Below are 15,051 nucleotides of genomic sequence, written 5' to 3' on the forward strand. Positions count from 1 at the left end.
CCGAACGTTAGACCAGAAACAGCGTTGCCAGGCCCAGGAAGATAAAGAAGCCGCCGGTATCGGTCACTGCGGTAATCATGACACTGGAGCCGACCGCCGGATCACGGCCGAAGCGAATCAACGTCAGCGGTATCACCACGCCCATCAGGGCCGCCAGAATCAGATTCAGCATCATCGCCAGTAGCATGACGCCCCCCAGGCCGGCGTCTCCATACAGCAGCCAGGTCGCCAGACCCATTACGCCGCCCCATACCAGTCCGTTTATCACCGCGACGCCCAGTTCTCTGGACAGCAGGAACAGGGCATTACCCTTCTCCAGTTGGTGCAGCGCCAGGGCTCTGACAATCATGGTGATCGTCTGGTTGCCGGTGTTGCCGCCAATGCCCGCGACGATCGGCATTAACGCCGCCAGCGACACCAGCTGGGAAATGGTGCCTTCGAACAGACCAATCACCCGGGAGGCGATAAATGCAGTACACAGATTAAGCGCCAGCCAGGTCCAGCGGGTGCGCACCGCTTTGCGCACCGGGGCGAAGATATCCTCTGACGGGCTGATACCGCCGAGCCGGCGGATATTGCTGTCGCTTTCTTCAAAAAACAAGTCAACCACGTGCTCGATACTGAGTCGACCCATCAATTTACCTTTTACATCCACCACCGGGGCGGTCACCAGGTCATAACGCTCAAACGCGCTGGCCGCATCTTCGGCCCGATCTTCAGGGTGGAAAGTATGGGGATGGCTGTTCATCACCTCAGACACTTTCAGTTTAAGCGGGTTAAGCAGCAGGGCTGACAGGGAAAGTTCGCCCAGCAGTCGGTTATCATGGTCGACCACGAACAGCTTGTCGGTGGTGTCCGGCAGAGTCTTGCGCCAGCGAAGATAGCGCTGTACTGTGGCAAGCGTAACGTCAGCCCGGATCGGCGCCAGTTCAAAATCCATATGATGACCGACGCTTTCGCGGTCAAAATTGATCACCTCCCGGACCTGAGCCCGGCGATGGGGTTCGAGAGCGGTAATCACCCGCCCGACCAGGTCACGTGGCAGATAGCGCGCCAGGTAAGCCTGTTCATCGATATCAAGCGGGCTGATGGCCTTAAGAATATCCCGATTACTCATCTCTGCTATCAGGCTGTCCCAGACGTTTTCCGATGCCTCAACCAGGGTTTTACCGCGTTTCTCGTTGGCGATTAAGCGCCAAAATGCCAGTCTTTCTTCATGAGGCAGGCTCTCCAGCAGGTCGGCCAGGTCGGCTGCATGCAACTGGTGCTGGATTTCTACCAGCGCGGCTATCTGCTCTGGAATATCAGTGGGTATCGACAGCGGGTCGCGCAGCGGGCGATCGAGTATGGTGTCGATAAGCGGGCGATTGCCCAGCAGCAAGGTCAGCGTCTGGTGACGCATTGCCGCCAACTGCGGCGCCTGGGGCCTGACGGATGCCATCATGATTGATTTCCCTTTACTGTGGCGTCGAAAATAGTTCACCGGGTAAGGTGATTAAAGATAGCGTAAAATCATGGCCGTAGGGTGGATATATGCGCACAGTAAGGAAGAATGTCCGCTGGTAGAAACCCGGTTATCAGGCAGGTATTTGCGGAATAAAAGGTTAATCAATCAGCTCGGTTATCGGATTCAGGGGCCGCAGTGTCAGGTTGTTTATTCTCTGTCGAATAGGGCGTCTGCTTGCTCTGATGATGGTGCCAGGCGCTGATACTGGCAAAAATCAAGCGGCCGAACAGGATGATAAAGCTTATCAGCAGTATCCACCGGGTCATCCGTAACGACGTGCGTCGCTTGTGCTTGAATATATTCAATTTCAGCCAGGCCTGTGAGTGAGGGGTTATATCCCTTAGCTGAGCCGATTGTAGTCCAGATGGTGAACTCATATCAACCATAACGCCAGCCGCCTCACTGGCCATGGTTCATGAATGCGTATCGGTAAAATCAAGCTGCCAGCCGGCAACCGTGGACCAATAGGACTGCTCCCGTTCCAGATCCAGCTGGACCAGATTGTTCTGGGTGAGAAAACCGGCAGGGAAGGTCAGCAACCAGTGTCCGTCGTCGGTGGTAAGCTTCACTTCCACCAGTGAGGTGGCCTGGCGCTGGTTATTCAGCAGCACCGCCAGCCTGAGCAATTGCAGACAGGGCAGGTAGTGTTTTTTACGGAACAGGTTAAAACGCGGCATATCATCGATCTTGATGGCTTTACGGTGATAGCGCACCAGGGTCGACAGCAGCAGTTGCTGCTCCTGGGTAAAACCGGGCATATTAGTGTGCTGCAGAATATAGGCCGAATGGCGCTGCAGCCCGCTGTGATTAATGCCCAGTCCCACTTCATGCAGCAGTGCGGCCCATTTCAGCAGCGCTTCAAGCTGCGGGCTATGCTGCTCAGGGTTTTGCAACAGCCAATGCTGATACAGACTCTCAGTGGTGTCACACACCCTTCTTGCCTGATCGGTATCAATATTGTAATGCTCAGCCAGGCTTTTGGCGGTGCGGCTGCGGATATCCTGATGGCGGAAGCGGCCCTCCATTTCATAAAGCACCCCTTCACGCAGGGCGCAGTCTGACAAGCGCAGCTCTTTCAGCGACAGCGCATCCGCTACCCCCATAAGAATCGCCAGCCCCGGCACGAATACCCCCCGACGTTCTTCAGAAAGGCCCGGCAGGCTAAGCGACGAAAACTGTTTATATTTGATTACCTGCTGATAGAGCATTTCCAGACGTTCCGGGGTAATGACCCCGTCCTTTTCGCCAAGCTCGGTCAACACTTCGACAATGGCCTTGAAGGTACCAGAAGCGCCAAGCGCCACCTGCCAGCCCATAATGCGATATTGCCAGGCCAGGGTTTCAACTTTTTGCGCCGCCGCCAGTCTGGCACGACGAAAATGTCCCGGGCTGATAACGCCGCCGGGGAAAAACTGATTGCCGAAACTGATACAGCCCATCCGGCGGCTCTCAACCAGCAGCGGTTCAAAGTTTTCGCCAATCACCAGCTCGGTGGAGCCGCCGCCGATATCCAGTACCAGCTTGCGCCCCTTGGCTGCCTGGGTATGCTCAACGCCCATGAAGATCAGCCGCGCTTCTTCATGTCCTGAAATAATTTCAATCGGAAAAGGAATAACCTGGGCGGCCCGAGTCAGGAATTCCTGGGCATTGACCGCTTCGCGCAGCGTATGGGTGCCGACAATACAGACCCGCTGGGGCGGGAATCCCTGCAGACGCTGGGCAAAAAGCGCCAGGCAGTTCAGGCCTCGCTCCATCGCGTCCTCACTCAGCACATTGTCGCTGCCAAGCCCGTCCGCCAGGTGCACTCGCTGTTTCAGGCGGCCTAACACCTGCATTGCGCCATTCACTACCCGGGCTATCACCATATGAAAGCTGTTGGAGCCCAGATCGATGGCGGCGAATTCTTCGGGTTTTTGCGTATTGAGGTTATTTATCGGCATACATCAGGCCCTTCTGGGGGTTGTTCCAACGCCTTGATATAGTCATATATGGCATCCTGGGCCCGTACTTTACGACGATTACCGCGCGGCACATAGCGATTACTCAATTGGGAATCAATATATCGTGCCTTGACCGTATCGCTGAACAGCAGGTTAAGGATATCCAGTACCTGTTGCTTGAGCCGAGGATCGAGCAACGCGACCGCCACTTCGATACGGTAGTCGATATTGCGCGTCATCCAGTCAGCCGAGGACAGGAAGACCTTTTTATCACCGCCATTTTCAAACACATAGACCCGGTCATGCTCAAGGAAGCGGTCAACAATGCTGGTGATCTGGATATTATCGCTGATACCGGGCAAGTCAGGATTCAGGGAGCACATCCCCCTGACCATCATTCGGATCGGCACACCCACGCCTGATGCGGCGTACAGTCTGTCAATCAGGCCCTGATCCACCAGATTATTGATTTTGAGAGAGATGCCAGAGGCGATTCCCGCCTGGGCATTGGCGATCTCCTGGTCGATCATCTGGTACAACATATGGCGCGAGTTCTGCGGCGAGACCATAAGATAGTCAAAACTGACCGGCCGATAGGGATTCTCGATGAAATTGAACACGCGGCGCACTTCATTGGTGATACGCGCATCGGCGGTTAGCAGCGAATAGTCAGTGTATAACCGGGCGGTCTTCTCATTAAAATTGCCGGTGCCGATATGGGCATAGCGCGTAATGTCATCGCCTTCTTTGCGCGAGATAAGGAACAGCTTGGCATGAATTTTAAGGCCGGGAGCGGAAAATATCACATGTACACCGGCCTCGGTCAGCCGCTTGGCCCAATGAATATTGGCTTCTTCATCAAACCGCGCCTGGAGCTCGACCACCACCGTGACCTTTTTGCCATTGTGGGCAGCATGGATCATCGCATCAATAATGCGTGAATCTTTGGCCACGCGATAAATATTGATTTTAATCGATAACACATTGGGGTCGAACGAGGCCTGGCGCAGCAACTCCAGCACATGGCCGAAAGTATGGTAAGGATAATAGAGCAGCACATCACGTTCGCGAATGGCATCAAATCCATTGCGGAATTGATCGAACCACAGGTGCCGCAGACGCGGTCGCGGTTTATTGACCAGATTGGCCTTGCCGACATTGGGAAATGCGATGAAGTCTTTAAAATTATGATAGCGCCCGCCCGGAATAACCGAGTCGTAGGAAGAGATGCCCAGTTTATTCTTCAGCATTTCTACCATGGTATTGGGCATATCGCGCTGATAGACAAATCTGACCGGCTCAGCGGTAAGCCGCTGTTTAAGGCTGGATGACATCAGTTCCATCAGGCTTGATTCCATCTCGGTCACCAGGTCATATTCAGCATCGCGAGTCATTTTCATCGAATAAGCGTTTAATACATCATAATCGAAGAAACCGATGAAAATATCGTCCAGGCAATATCTTAGAATATTATCAAGCAAGATCATTGGCTTGCGGCGCCTGGGCGGTTCGGCCGGCAGATTGATGAAGCGCGGCACTTTATCCGAAGGAATTTCCAGCAGGGCGTAATCGGTTTCCTGGCCACGGATTATTTCAACCGCCAGATAGGTGTAATCATCCTTCAGGAATTGCACCAGATTGGTGTCATGGCGAATCAGGATCGGCGTGATGTGTTGTCGCAACTGTTGCTTGAAATGATCCCGCAGCCAGACTTGCTGATTGGGGGAAAGCTGGCGCTCGTTGATAAGGAATATCTGGTTGCGCGCCATTTCGAGCAACAGATCATTATACAGGTTGTCGAACTCTTGCTCAGCGTTGAGCACCTTGGCCTGGATCGTATTCAGCAAATGCCGCGAGGTTTTTTTGGAACCCTGGGCTTCGCTAATCAGGATGCGCCGTTTCAGTTCAGCAAAACGGACCTTGTAGAATTCATCCAGGTTGTTGGAGTAAATGCCAAGGAAACGCATACGCTCAATCAGGGGGTTGGATTTGTCTGCGGCTTCCTGCAGCACGCGCTCATTGAAGGATAACCAACTGAGTTCTTTTTCGGTATAAAGCTTTTCCTGACCCATTGCTACTCCAATTTGTTCAGGAAGGGAATCCTGTAAAGTAAGTATTATCGCCTTGATAAGGGCAAAGTCCAATACATCAGTCATCTTAAGATTGTTATCTTAATATTCTACAGGCAACATAGGCCTACATTCGCGTGACAGCCGGGAACTATCACTATAGATAACAGTGAAATATGACAAAATTAAGGCGTTCACATATTGATACTGCCCCTCACCGGCTTCGAAACGATCGTCTGACGCGATCTGTGGTTAGCGCCTGCGGGCTCATGGTCTTGCTGGCCTTGCTTTCCATATTCATCTATTTATTGTTTGTAGTAGCTCCCTTATTTACCTCTGCTTCACTGGTTCCGGCCGAAAAGGGAATTGCAGAGGACGCATCCGTTAATGCGCTGATTTCAGGCAGTAATGACGCTCTTTCCATTGCCTATCATATCGATAAGCAGGGCACTGGGCGCTTTGCCACTCCAACTGGCGGGTTTGCGCCGGCGCCGTTGCTCCTGCTGCCGGCTCTGACTGCGGCTGTGCCCGCCAGTAATGGCGAACCGCTCTATCTGCTGCTGAACGCAGCGGGCAAATTTCGCCTGACTAGCCCGGTGCTCGACAGCACGCCGGGATGGGCATTTCCCTTTGGCGACCAGGTAAACACCCTTGAACCCACTGGCAGCCTGAGCCATCCGGCGCTGGCCCGTACCGGCCCGGAGCAGGCGCTCTTCGCCGGCCAACTGGCTTCCGGCCGCCTGGCGGTGGTGCAGATGACCCCGACCGGCAAACGGGTCACTCTGTCTGGGCCGTTGGGGCCGGTTGACCAGTTGCTGCTATCTTCAGCCGGCGACCTGCTGTACGCGCTGGCCGGTAATCAACTCAGCATTTATAGCATTGACACTGATGGCGTTCTGCAATTGCGTGAGCGCAAGGGATTGTCAGCCGATGGACCGGTCGCTGTGACCTTGCTGGCCTCCGGCGGCGGGCTGCTGATTACCGAGGCCGAACGGCATCTGTCCCTGTGGTTTGATGTGCCGACACCGGCTGGCTATCGCCTGACGCATATACGCGATTTTGCCGCCAGCCTTGCGGCCCAGACCCGGATCATTACCGCGGCCCGCAGCCCGCTGTTTGCCGTGCTGAATCCCTCGGGGGATCTGCAGGTGTTCAGCAGTCGTCAATCGGCAGCGCTGCTGAGCAAAAAACTGCCGGCAGGATCCACGGCCTGGCTGTCCGCGGACGGCAGCAGTCTGACGAGTGTTGCCCAGCATAGCTGGCAGCGCTGGCAGTTGCTGGCGCCATCTCCCGATATCAGTTGGCGTACCCTGACGCAGAAAGTCTGGTATCGCCACTATCCGGCCCCGACATGGACCTGGCAGTCGGCATCGCTGGATAGCCATGAAAGTGGCAAGTACAGCCTGGTGCCGCTGGTGACCGGCAGTCTTAAAGCCGCCCTGTACGCCATGCTGTTTGCTACCCCCTTGGCACTGGCGGCGGCGATGTATACCGCCTGGTTTATGTCGCCGGGGCTCAGGCGGTTTATCAAACCGGCCATGGAAGTCATGGGGGCGGTGCCGAGCGTGATTATTGGCGTGCTGGCCGGCCTGTGGCTGGCGCCTCGGGTGAGTGAAGTGTTGAGCGCGGTCCTGATGCTGCCGCTGGTCCTGCCGCTGGTTATCCTCGGCGCCGGCAGAGCGATCGCCAGTTTACCTGCAGGCTGGGGCATCCGCTTGAGGGGCGGTGCTGAGTGCCTGATCCTGCTGCCGGTGATTGCCCTCACTCTCTGGGGGATGGTAACCCTGTCGCCGTGGCTGGATGGCTGGTTGTTTAGCCAACCACTGTCGGCATGGCTCGGTGACGGATATAATCCGATGAATGCGCTGGTGGTAGGTATTGCCATGGGTTTTGCCCTGATACCGCTAATGTTTACCCTGGCTGAGGAGGCGCTGTTCAATGTGCCGGTGCATATGATCCAGGGATCGCTGGCGCTGGGCGCCACGCCATGGCAAACCCTGATTGGTGTCACGTTGCCATCGGCCAGCACTGGCCTGTGCTCGGCCTTTATTCTCGGACTCGGGCGCGCAGTAGGGGAAACGATGATTGTATTGCTGGCGAGCGGCAATATGCCGTTGGTGGACGGCAGCCTGTTTGAAGGGCTGCGCTCCCTGGCGGCCAATATCGCGATTGAAATCCCTGAGGCGGCGTTAAATAGCGAACATTACCGCGTGCTGTTTTTAACCGCACTGGTGCTGTTTGTGTTTACCTTCATTATTAATACCGTGGCGGAAACACTGCGGCTACAGTTACGTAGCCGCTATCGACATCAGCAAGGAGAGGCGTGATGAACGGCTGGTTCCGCTCCGGGGGAGCATGGATCTGGCTGACCGGCGGGGCGGTGGGGCTTTGCCTGGTCGCTACCCTGGGCCTGGGCGCGCTGCTGGCCGGGCAGGCGGTACGCATTTTCTGGCCCCAGCCGTTATATCAATTTCAACTGAGCGCGCCCGACTGTTGCGAACAACGCATGCTGGGCGAGATTTATGCCAGGGAAACCCGCCCATCGGGCAAGGGCGCCGACCGGGGAACCTGGCTGATTATCAATACCGGCAAAGCGGCCGAACAGGCCAGCTTTATCGCTATACCTGAAAGTCGAATCGTTCAACAAAGCCGCAGCCCTGATCTGCTGGTGGTCAAGCGTTTCTCATCCGGCAATGAGTATGGTGTGCTGGCGGGCATGCGCGAAGACGGACAGCCGCTGACCGCCGACAATATGCCGCGGGCGCTGCAGCAGCGGCTGGATCTGATTGACACCCATCGTCGTCTGGCGGCGTCCCTGCGCGAGGAGCAACGGGGACAACTGGCGCTGCGGGCGCAGCAACTGCAATTGCAGGCTGATGAATGGAAAAGGCAGGGGCAGTGGACGGCACGTAACCAGGCCCGTACCCAGGCCTCGGAGGTCGAGTTGCAGCGGCGTTATGACCAGCTCAGCCAGCAGTTGTCAGCATTGGAAAGCGAACTGGACCGGGATACGCTGTTGCTGCGTGATGGCCAGGGTGTCATCCAGGCGATCAATATGAGCGATATAGAGCAGGCATGGTATCCCAACCGCATGAGCTTTGCGGCAAAAGCCCGGCATGCCGTCAAGCAGGTCGTTGCCTTTGTCAGCCCAGCCAGTCCCGTTGATTCGCTGCAGACCGGCGCATTTCCCGCCATCGTCGGTACCGTGCTGCTGGTGATGTTGATGTCAGTGATCGTCATGCCGCTGGGGGTAATGGCGGCGGTATATCTTCATGAATATGCCGACAATAATGCCTTGACGCGCTTTATCCGCATCGCGGTAGGCAATCTGGCCGGTGTGCCGTCCATCGTGTATGGCGTGTTTGGCCTGGGCTTTTTTGTTTACATCGTTGGCGGTTCACTGGATAGCCTGTTTTATGCGGACCAGTTGCCCAGTCCGACCTTCGGTACGCCAGGGTTACTGTGGGCTTCACTCACCCTGGCGCTGCTGACATTGCCGGTAGTGATTATCGCCACTGAAGAGGGGCTGTCCCGGGTGCCTCCTTCACTGCGTCACGGATCGCTGGCCCTGGGGGCCACCCAGGCAGAGACTCTCTGGCGCGTGGTCCTGCCGGGCGCTGCGCCGGCGATGATGACCGGACTTATCCTGGCGGTGGCCAGGGCGGCCGGTGAAACCGCGCCGCTGATGCTGGTGGGCGTGATCAAATCCGCGCCGTTGCTGCCGGTCGACGGCATATTTCCCTGGCTGCATCCAGATCGTAAGTTTATGCATCTGGGTTTCCAGATTTATGATCTGGCATTCCAGAATCCCGACAGCAATGCGGCGCGCCCGCTGGTATTTGCTACCGCGCTGTTGCTTATCGTCATTGTGGTATCGCTGAACCTGGCGGCCATTGGCCTTCGTCATCATTTGCGGGAAAAATACCGCACGCTGTCACTTTAATCAGGAATTTCCCATGGCCCCCCTCACCTTCGATCCCTTTGCGCCTCAGCCTGATGTCCAGGCGCTGGGCGATGAAATGACCGCTCTTGAAGCGCAGCATCTCAGCGTCAGCTATGGCGGAAGATCGGTGCTCAGTGATGTGAGCCTACGCATACCCAGGCACCATATTACCGCGCTGATTGGTCCTTCAGGCTGTGGGAAGTCAACGCTGTTGCGCTGTTTCAACCGAATGAATGATGTGGTGGAAGATTGCCGGGTGGAAGGCAGTTTACGCTTGATGGGTGATGAGATAGGCACCGATGGGCTGGATGTGGTGGCGTTGCGCCGCCGGGTAGGTATGGTCTTCCAGCGCCCGAACCCGTTTCCCAAATCCATTTATGAGAATGTGGTTTATGGCCTCCGGCTGATGGGGATCCGCGACCGGCGTCGGCTGGATGATGCGGTCGAGCAGGCACTGCGCGCAGCGGCACTGTGGGCCGAGGTGAAAGACCGGCTGAAGGAGAATGCGTTCAGATTGTCCATTGGCCAGCAACAGCGACTGGTGATCGCCAGGGCCATTGCCGTCGAACCGGAAGTGCTGCTGCTGGATGAGCCTACTTCGGCGCTGGATCCGATATCGACGCTGACTATTGAAGAGCTGATGATTTCACTCAAGGCCCGTTTCACCCTGGTGCTGGTGACCCACAATATGCAGCAGGCGGCAAGGGTGTCTGACTACACCGCCTTTGTGCACCAGGGCCGACTGGTGGAATATGAGGCTACCGATCGGTTGTTCACCGCACCGATGGAGCGCAAGACGGAAGACTATATTACCGGCCGGCTGCGCTAGGTTTAGTCGGCTGCGTAACCGGGCAGGGGCAGGGGGTTGCCGTCAAGCCAGGCGGTATCGTCAATCAGACGCAACCGGCCTTCGGTCAGCCAGTTTACCACCAGCGGATAGATTGCATGCTCCTGGGTTTTTACCCGTTCAGCCAGACTGTCTTCGGTATCATCGTCGAATATCGGCACCCGGGCCTGAAGGATCACCGGTCCGCCATCGAGTTGCTCAGTCACAAAGTGTACCGAGGTGCCATGCTCGCCATCAGCATTGGCTAACGCCTGCCGATGGGTATGCAGCCCAGGATAGAGCGGCAGTAGCGAAGGATGGATATTCAGCATCCGGCCGAAGTAATGCCTGACAACACCGGCGGACAGGATGCGCATATAGCCCGCCAGGATTACGCCATCTGGCTGGTAGCGGTCTATTTGATTCATCAGCGCCTGATCAAACGCTTCGCGGCTGGGATAATCCGCTGGTGAAAGAAATAGGGCGTCGATGCCGGCATCGGCGGCGCGCTGGAGTCCTCGCGCGTCGGCCCGATTGCTGAATACCGCTGCTATGCGTGCCGAAAGCCTGCCTTGCAGGCAGGCATCAATCAGCGCCTGGAGATTGCTGCCTTCTCCAGACAGCAGTACCACCAGCGTTTTCATTAACGGATAATAACCTGTTCAGCCCCGTCAGCCTGCTGGATTTCACCCAGTTTCCACGCCGTTTCGCCAAGCGCGGTGAGGATGTCCAACGCCTGGTCCGCCGTTGCCGCGGGCACCGCGATAATCATGCCTACGCCACAGTTAAAGGTGCGGTACATTTCATGGCGGCTGATGTTGCCGGCCTGCTGCAGCCAGTTGAAAACTGCCGGCCATTGCCAGCTGCTTTCATCGATCACCGCCTGGGCGCCTTCAGGCAGCACGCGCGGGATATTCTCCCAGAAGCCGCCGCCGGTCAGGTGGGCGATGGCATGAATTTCGCTACGTGCAATCAGCTCCAGCAGCGGCTTGACGTAAATACGCGTCGGTTCAAGCAGATGATCGGCCAGGGTTTTATCGCCCAGAGCAGTGGTCAGCGGATCGGCGCCGCTGACTTCCAGTACTTTGCGCACCAGTGAGTAGCCGTTGGAGTGCGGGCCGCTTGACGCCAGAGCCAGCAGGGTATCGCCGGCGCTGACTTTGCTGCCGTCGATAATCTCAGACTTTTCAACCACCCCAACGCAAAAACCGGCCACGTCATAATCTTCACCGTGGTACATGCCGGGCATTTCCGCGGTCTCGCCGCCCACCAGCGCACAGCCTGATTGTCTGCAGCCTTCGGCGATGCCGGTAATGACTGCGGCAGCGGTATCGACATCCAGTTTGCCGGTGGCATAGTAATCCAGGAAGAACAGGGGTTCTGCGCCCTGTACCACCAAGTCGTTAACGCACATCGCCACCAGATCGATGCCGATGGTGTCGTGGCGTTTAAGATCCATCGCCAGACGCAATTTAGTGCCGACGCCATCGGTACCGGATACCAGAATCGGTTCGCGGTATTTCTGCGGCAGGGCGCAAAGGGCACCGAATCCCCCCAGGCCGCCCATGACTTCCGGACGTCTGGTTTGTTTCACTACACCTTTGATACGGTCTACCAATGCGTTGCCGGCATCAATATCCACGCCTGCGTCTTTATAGCTGAGAGAGGTTTTGTCGGTCACTGCAAGATCCCCACGGAGATGTCGTATTGCGGTTAGAATATGGCGCGGCCCAATTCTAACAGTGTGAGCAAACGTTTGCGAGTGGTGTTGCTTATGCGATTGCCATTTTATTGGCTATAGTATTTTTCAATAGTCGATTGATCGTGATCAGTCATTTACATATGGCGCGACCGGTAAAAGGGGTTATAATCTCGCGATTTTTTTGACTGCTCAGTGCCCCTAGGGAGAATAATGATGAAGATCGTTGAGGTTAAACACCCGCTGGTAAAACACAAATTAGGTTTGATGCGCGCGCACGACATCAGTACCAAGCGTTTTCGTGAATTAGCTTCCGAAGTGGGCAGTCTGCTGACTTACGTGGCTACCGCCGATCTGGAAACCGAAACGGTGACTATCGATGGCTGGTGTGGTCCGGTCGACATTGAACAGATTAAAGGAAAGAAAATTACCGTGGTGCCAATTTTGCGTGCTGGCCTCGGTATGATGGACGGCGTGCTGGAAAATGTGCCGAGCGCGCGTATCAGCGTAGTCGGCGTTTATCGCGATGAGAAGACGCTTGAGCCGGTGCCCTATTTTCAGAAGCTGGTGTCGAATATTGATGAACGCATGGCTTTGGTGGTTGATCCGATGCTGGCTACCGGCGGCTCGATGATAGCCACCATTGATTTACTGAAAAAAGCCGGTTGCCATGCCATCAAAGTGCTGGTGCTGGTGGCGGCGCCGGAAGGCATTGCGGCGCTGGAAAAAGCCCATCCCGATGTAGAACTCTATACCGCGTCTATCGATAAGGGGCTGAATGAGCAGGGCTACATCATGCCTGGCCTCGGTGACGCGGGCGATAAGATATTCGGCACTAAATAAGTGATTGCAAACCGACCATCGGGTCGGTTTTTTTTTATCTTCTGCAGCATGAGGAAACACACATGACTCGTCGCGTCATCGGGGTAAGCGAACGTCCACCGCTGCTTCAAACTATCCCGCTGAGCTTTCAGCATCTGTTTGCGATGTTTGGCGCTACCGTGCTGGTGCCGATTTTATTCAAGATAAACCCGGCCACGGTGCTGCTGTTTAACGGCATCGGCACCCTGCTGTATCTCTTTATCTGCAAAGGCCGGATCCCTGCCTATCTGGGATCAAGCTTTGCTTTTATTTCACCGGTACTGCTGCTGTTGCCGCTGGGCTATGAAGTGGCTCTCGGCGGCTTTATCGCCTGTGGCGCGGTATTCTGCCTGGTGGCGCTTATCGTTAAAAAAGCCGGCACCGGTTGGCTTGATGTCATCTTTCCTCCTGCCGCCATGGGCGCTATCGTCGCGGTCATCGGTCTGGAACTGGCCGGCGTGGCCGCCAATATGGCCGGACTGCTCCCTGGTGCCGGTGCGGCGGCGGATACTACCGCCATCACCATCTCCATGGTAACGCTGGGCGTGACCATCCTGGGCTCGGTCCTGTTCAGGGGATTTCTCGCCATCATTCCGATACTGATTGGCGTATTGGTCGGTTATGCGCTGTCCTTTGCCATGGGGGTAGTGGACTTCACCGCGGTCAGCGATGCTGACTGGTTCGCCTTACCGACCTTTTACCGACCCCGATTTGAGTGGATCGCCATGTTGACGGTACTGCCGGCCGCGCTGGTGGTGATTGCCGAACACGTCGGCCATCTGGTGGTGACCGCCAATATAGTCAAAAAAGATCTGCTGCGTAATCCGGGCCTGCACCGTTCGCTGTTTGCCAACGGGTTATCAACCGTATTTTCGGGTTTCTTTGGCTCCACGCCCAATACCACTTATGGTGAGAACATCGGCGTGATGGCGATAACCAAGGTCTACAGTACCTGGGTGATCGGCGGTGCGGCTATCCTGGCAATTCTGCTGTCATGCGTCGGCAAGTTGGCGGCGGCGATCCAGGCGGTGCCGGTGCCGGTAATGGGCGGGGTATCCCTGCTGCTGTACGGGGTGATCGGCGCATCGGGTATCCGGGTGCTGATTGAGTCGAAGGTTGATTATAACAAGCCGCAGAACCTGATTCTGACCTCGGTTATCCTTATCGTCGGCGTCAGTGGCGCAACGATTCATCTGGGCGCCGCCGAACTGAAAGGGATGGCGCTGGCAACCGTGGTCGGCATTGTGCTGAGCCTGGTATTCAGAGTGATTACCCTGTTTCGCGGCGAAGAACGGGTGATTGACGCCGAGTCCCAGGATGAGGCCAGTCGCGATATGCATCCATAGCCACTGCCCGGTCAGCCGGCATCCGCTGAGTGCTGCGGCTTCCGGCCGGCCTGACAATATGGCCGGCGAAGCGGTTCATAACCGCTGCCAATCTATGGTAAACTCAGACCGTATTCCCAGCACCTGTCCAAAGAGGTTCTACTGAACACGCCGGCCCAGCTTTCTTTACCGCTTTATTTGCCTGATGACGAGACATTCGCCAGTTTTTATCCTGGCGATAACCTGTCTTTGCTGGCAGCGCTTCGGAGCATGCTGGCGCAGGAGCATGGCAGCTACCTCTATTTCTGGTCCCGCAAAGGGGGCGGACGCAGCCACCTGATGCATGCCGCCTGCGCCGAACTGTCCCAGCGCGGTGAAGCGGTAGGCTATGTGCCGCTGGATAAACGTACCTGGTTTGTGCCGGAAGTGATGGATGGGATGGAGCAGCTTTCTCTGGTGACCATCGACAATATCGAATGTATTGTGGGCGACGAGCCTTGGGAAATGGCTATTTTCAATCTGTATAACCGCATTCAGGAAACCGGCCGTACCCGGCTTATCATCAGCGGCAACTGCCCTCCCCGGCAGTTGAATCTCAATCTGCCTGACCTGGCTTCGCGTTTGGACTGGGGACAGATCTATCGCCTGCAGGCGCTTTCCGATGACCAGAAGGCTGCCGCCCTGCAAATGCGCGCACGGCTGCGCGGATTTGAACTGCCGGAAGATGTCAGCCGGTTCCTGCTTAAGCGGTTGGAGCGGGATATGCGTACCCTGTTCCAGACGCTGGTGAAGCTGGATGATGCCTCGATCCGTGCTCAGCGCAAACTTACCATTCCTTTTGTCAAGGAAATCCTTGCTCTGTAGCGGCCTGACAACCCCTG

At 56.2% G+C, this 15,051-nt stretch carries 11 protein-coding genes and 1 pseudogene; 6 read left to right on the forward strand and 6 right to left on the reverse strand.

Annotated features, from left to right (window positions below):
* Window positions 1-7: 7 nt before the first annotated feature.
* From EDC52_RS18425 to ppk1, 4 genes and pseudogenes are all read right to left on the reverse strand, one after another.
* Window positions 8-1,264: pseudogene (locus EDC52_RS18425) on the reverse strand (magnesium transporter); the annotation flags it as partial.
* 344 nt (window positions 1,265-1,608) lie between these two features.
* Window positions 1,609-1,884: a YfgG family protein gene (locus tag EDC52_RS20480; protein ID WP_165911760.1), complete on the reverse strand. Its 276-nt coding sequence runs from the start codon at window positions 1,882-1,884 to the stop codon at window positions 1,609-1,611.
* A 36-nt stretch (window positions 1,885-1,920) separates the two neighbouring features.
* Window positions 1,921-3,447 carry an exopolyphosphatase gene (gene ppx / locus EDC52_RS18435; protein ID WP_131867603.1) on the reverse strand — a complete coding sequence of 509 codons (1,527 nt, stop codon included), beginning with the start codon at window positions 3,445-3,447 and terminating at the stop codon, window positions 1,921-1,923.
* Entirely contained in the window at window positions 3,438-5,519 is a 2,082-nt protein-coding gene (gene ppk1, locus EDC52_RS18440; RefSeq protein WP_131867605.1) for a polyphosphate kinase 1, read from the reverse strand. The genes ppx and ppk1 overlap by 10 nt, the downstream gene beginning before the upstream one ends.
* A gap of 266 nt (window positions 5,520-5,785) precedes the next feature.
* Here ppk1 and EDC52_RS18445 point away from each other — a divergent pair, with 266 nt between their 5' ends.
* From EDC52_RS18445 to pstB, 3 genes are read left to right on the forward strand one after another with little or no spacing between them, the layout of a single operon-like run.
* On the forward strand, window positions 5,786-7,843 hold the full coding sequence (locus EDC52_RS18445; protein ID WP_165911761.1) for an ABC transporter permease subunit: 2,058 nt from the start codon (window positions 5,786-5,788) through the stop codon (window positions 7,841-7,843).
* Window positions 7,843-9,459: a phosphate ABC transporter permease PstA gene (gene pstA / locus EDC52_RS18450; RefSeq protein ID WP_131867609.1), complete on the forward strand. Its 1,617-nt coding sequence runs from the start codon at window positions 7,843-7,845 to the stop codon at window positions 9,457-9,459. The genes EDC52_RS18445 and pstA overlap by 1 nt, the downstream gene beginning before the upstream one ends.
* A 13-nt stretch (window positions 9,460-9,472) precedes the next feature.
* Window positions 9,473-10,288, forward strand: a complete 816-nt coding sequence (gene pstB, locus EDC52_RS18455) for a phosphate ABC transporter ATP-binding protein PstB (RefSeq protein WP_131867611.1) — start codon at window positions 9,473-9,475, stop codon at window positions 10,286-10,288.
* A gap of 2 nt (window positions 10,289-10,290) precedes the next feature.
* Here pstB and purN read toward each other — a convergent pair whose 3' ends face one another.
* Both purN and purM read right to left on the reverse strand, forming a co-directional pair.
* Entirely contained in the window at window positions 10,291-10,929 is a 639-nt protein-coding gene (gene purN / locus EDC52_RS18460; protein ID WP_131867613.1) for a phosphoribosylglycinamide formyltransferase, read from the reverse strand.
* Window positions 10,929-11,966 carry a phosphoribosylformylglycinamidine cyclo-ligase gene (gene purM, locus EDC52_RS18465; RefSeq protein WP_131867615.1) on the reverse strand — a complete coding sequence of 346 codons (1,038 nt, stop codon included), beginning with the start codon at window positions 11,964-11,966 and terminating at the stop codon, window positions 10,929-10,931. The genes purN and purM overlap by 1 nt, the downstream gene beginning before the upstream one ends.
* Before the next feature lie 234 nt (window positions 11,967-12,200).
* Here purM and upp point away from each other — a divergent pair, with 234 nt between their 5' ends.
* The 3 genes from upp (at window position 12,201) to hda (ending at window position 15,034) form a co-directional block, all read left to right on the forward strand.
* Window positions 12,201-12,827 (forward strand): uracil phosphoribosyltransferase, encoded by a 627-nt coding sequence (upp, locus tag EDC52_RS18470; protein ID WP_131867656.1) that lies wholly within the window; start codon window positions 12,201-12,203, stop codon window positions 12,825-12,827.
* 62 nt (window positions 12,828-12,889) lie between these two features.
* Entirely contained in the window at window positions 12,890-14,191 is a 1,302-nt protein-coding gene (uraA, locus tag EDC52_RS18475) for a uracil permease (RefSeq protein WP_131867617.1), read from the forward strand.
* Between the two features lie 123 nt (window positions 14,192-14,314).
* The gene (gene hda, locus EDC52_RS18480) at window positions 14,315-15,034 is read left to right on the forward strand and encodes a DnaA inactivator Hda (RefSeq protein WP_131867619.1); all 720 of its coding nucleotides are present in this window, start codon (window positions 14,315-14,317) and stop codon (window positions 15,032-15,034) included.
* Window positions 15,035-15,051: the final 17 nt, after the last annotated feature.

Origin of the sequence: Biostraticola tofi, assembly GCF_004343195.1 — a bacterium.
GTDB classification, from domain to species: Bacteria; Pseudomonadota; Gammaproteobacteria; order Enterobacterales; family Enterobacteriaceae; genus Biostraticola; species Biostraticola tofi.

Excerpts from the sequence above, each read along its gene's own strand:
- EDC52_RS20480 (WP_165911760.1), bottom strand. The coding sequence starts at position 1,884 with ATGAGTTCACCATCTGGACTACAATCGGCTCAGCTAAGGGATATAACC.
- ppx (WP_131867603.1), bottom strand. The coding sequence starts at position 3,447 with ATGCCGATAAATAACCTCAATACGCAAAAACCCGAAGAATTCGCCGCC.
- ppk1 (WP_131867605.1), bottom strand. The coding sequence starts at position 5,519 with ATGGGTCAGGAAAAGCTTTATACCGAAAAAGAACTCAGTTGGTTATCC.
- EDC52_RS18445 (WP_165911761.1), top strand. The coding sequence starts at position 5,786 with ATGGTCTTGCTGGCCTTGCTTTCCATATTCATCTATTTATTGTTTGTA.
- pstA (WP_131867609.1), top strand. The coding sequence starts at position 7,843 with ATGAACGGCTGGTTCCGCTCCGGGGGAGCATGGATCTGGCTGACCGGC.
- pstB (WP_131867611.1), top strand. The coding sequence starts at position 9,473 with ATGGCCCCCCTCACCTTCGATCCCTTTGCGCCTCAGCCTGATGTCCAG.
- purN (WP_131867613.1), bottom strand. The coding sequence starts at position 10,929 with ATGAAAACGCTGGTGGTACTGCTGTCTGGAGAAGGCAGCAATCTCCAG.
- upp (WP_131867656.1), top strand. The coding sequence starts at position 12,201 with ATGAAGATCGTTGAGGTTAAACACCCGCTGGTAAAACACAAATTAGGT.
- uraA (WP_131867617.1), top strand. The coding sequence starts at position 12,890 with ATGACTCGTCGCGTCATCGGGGTAAGCGAACGTCCACCGCTGCTTCAA.